The 2545-nt window shown below is 60.7% G+C and carries 3 protein-coding genes; 1 reads left to right on the forward strand and 2 read right to left on the reverse strand.

Going from position 1 to position 2545, the window contains the following annotated elements; all coding sequences use genetic code 11:
- Together ACP5VX_RS06970 and ACP5VX_RS06975 are read right to left on the reverse strand one after the other, a co-directional pair.
- Positions 1-503: ABC transporter ATP-binding protein (locus tag ACP5VX_RS06970; RefSeq protein ID WP_428725156.1), on the reverse strand; the 503-nt coding region annotated here is incomplete at its 3' end.
- Positions 493-1983, reverse strand: coding sequence for an ABC transporter permease subunit (locus ACP5VX_RS06975; protein ID WP_428725157.1), 1491 nt, complete (start codon positions 1981-1983; stop codon positions 493-495). The genes ACP5VX_RS06970 and ACP5VX_RS06975, both read right to left, overlap by 11 nt.
- Positions 1984-2060: 77 nt before the next feature.
- Between ACP5VX_RS06975 and ACP5VX_RS06980 the strand changes: the two genes are divergently transcribed.
- Positions 2061-2545 (forward strand): AAA-associated domain-containing protein (locus ACP5VX_RS06980; RefSeq protein WP_428725158.1); only part of this gene is annotated, 485 nt, incomplete at its 3' end.

Here is a 2545-nt window from a genome sequence, read left to right on the forward strand (position 1 = left end):
GCTGTAAGCGGGTCGAGGTTGGAGAACGGCTCGTCTAGTAGGAGGAAGTCGGGCTCGACCGCGAGCGCCCTTGCTATGTTCACCCTCTGCTTCATCCCCCCGCTCAGCTCGTTGGGGTAGAAGTCCTCGAACTCCCCCAGCCCCACGAGGGTCAGGGCCCTCCTGGCCTTCTCCCTGGCCTCGCCCTCCCCCACCCCTCTGGCGAGCAGCGGCAGCGCTACGTTGGATAGGACCGTCATCCACGGCAGGAGGGTGGGGAACTGGAAGACGAAGCCGACTCTCGGCTCGTGCCCGAGGTGGAACTCCACGGTCCCGGAGTCGGGCTTCTCCACGCCTGCTATGATCCTGAGGAGGGTCGACTTCCCGCAGCCGCTGGGCCCCAGTATGGCAACGAACTCCTCGCCTACGTCGAAGCTTATGTTGTCCAGGACCAGGACCTCCCTGCCGGGCGCCTTGTACTTCTTCGTCAGCCCCCTGATGCTGAGCGTGAGCTTAGTCGACAACGAACCTCGACCCCATCCTCGCGAATAGCCTGTGCCAGACGAGCCTGTTTAGCAAGACTATCACGAGGCTCATGTATAAAGCTACGAACAAGACCCCGAGCGCGTCGCCCCCCGCCGCGAGTTTGTCTATGAGGCTCCCCACCCCTCCCATGTCTACTTCGAAGTTCTCGAGTGCGATGTACTCCGCGGCTATAGAGGCGTTCCAGGCACCCCCCGAGGCGGAGATTAGGCCTGCCAATATGGAGGGGAGCATGGCCGGTATGAACACGGACTTGAAGTACAGGAACCCCCTCACCCTGTACACCTCCGCCAGCTCGATGATGTCCCTCTTCACGTACTGGAGCCCGAAGATCATGACGTTGAAGTACACGTACCACAGGGCGCCCTGGAGGTAGACGAAGAACATGACGAACCAGGGGGCGGTGTGCGCGACCGGTAGTAGTAGAGGCCACCAGATCACGGCCGGGATCGACGACAGGAGCTCCCCAGCCGTACAAGCGGCCAGCCCCGTGGCCCTCCTCCTGTGCGATAGGTACGCGAGCGGGAGAGATATTAGTAGCGAGACGAGCACTACAACGTAGACTCTGACCAGCGTCAGCCAGACGTTGCTCAGGAACATTTCCAAGTATTTGACCATGTTATCGTAGAGTGTGGCGGCGGAGACCCCGCGTAGCTCCACCCGGGGGCCCAGCAGAGCGGCCGGGATTAAGGCCGTGGCAGGTAGCGCGAGCCTCCTGTAGTAGACCCAGAGTCTCAGGACAGCCCTTACCACGAGCCTCCAGAAAAGCCTCGCAAGCTTCTCGAGGAAGTCGTAGACCGCCGCCACACCAGGGAGTATGGCGAGCCCCGTGTACTTCACCACAGCCGGGTTCCAGAGGAGTATGTAGGTTGCGAGGATGACGGCGAACAAGACGGCTATCCCGGCCGCGAAGGCCTGGGAGTCCCCCCTGTTCGAGGCGTCGAATATGAAGCTCCCCAGCCCGACCAGCTTGAGGGTCTGGGACCCCATCGAGATCACCTCCGCGCTCGTGAGGAAGAACCAGCCGCCCGCCCAGGATATTATGCTATTGGAGAGGAGAGACGTGCGCGAGGCGGGGGCGTACACCAAGGCCACCTTGAGGGGGAGCGGTATCCTGTACACCCTGGCCATCAAGTCGAAGGAGGGGTCGAGAGACTTAACAGACGCGTACACGCCGAAGATCATGTTCCAGACCAGGCTCGTCGTTATCAGGACTATTGCGCTCAGCTCGCCCCCCACACCCGGGCCCAGCGCGTAGACAAACACGGATAAGACGACGGGGAAGAAGCCCAGTATGGGTATGGACTGGAGGACGTCTAGGGTGGGTAGGAGGACCGTCTCGACGACCCTGTTCCTGGCCATCGCGATGCCCGTGAACAGGGCGATCAAGAGCGATAAAAGGTATGCCGCGAACATCCTGTAGAGGCTCATAAGCGTTGCCACGACGAGCTCCGGGACCAAAGCCCACACCGTTACACGTTGTCAAGTTTATTAGGATCCCGAGCGTTTAATATACCCACCGGGGTGCTTAGAGGGGGTTGTCACAAGATACAAAGAAGGTCGTGCTACCGTACTACCTAACACCAGACCACCTACTCGGCCTTGTTGAGGCCCTCCACAGCTTGGGCGGGAGAGCAGACCCCATGAACCTGGGGGACCTGCTGGGCGAGAACATCGACATACTGCCCCACGTAATCGACGTTGCGGAGAGCCTGGGGCTTGTCGCGATCGCCCCCAACGGCGACGTCGTGCTCACAGAGCTGGGCGAGAGGGTCGTGACCGGCAACATAAAGAGCGTTAAGAAGTTGCTGAGGGAGAACGCCAAGAGGGTAGAGCCGCTCGGCACCCTACTCGACGTGCTCTCCAGGAGGAGGGTCATAACCTCAGACGAGTACGAGAGCGTTCTCTCGCAGTACTACCACCTCCACTTGAACGACGCTAAGCGGAACATACTCCAGTGGGGCGCCTTCCTCGGCCTTTTCAAGATGGACGCGAACGACGAGTACGTGTACCTGCTCCACTC

Origin of the sequence: Thermogladius sp., assembly GCF_049970955.1 — an archaeon.
Lineage (GTDB): Archaea > Thermoproteota > Thermoprotei_A > Sulfolobales > Desulfurococcaceae > Thermogladius.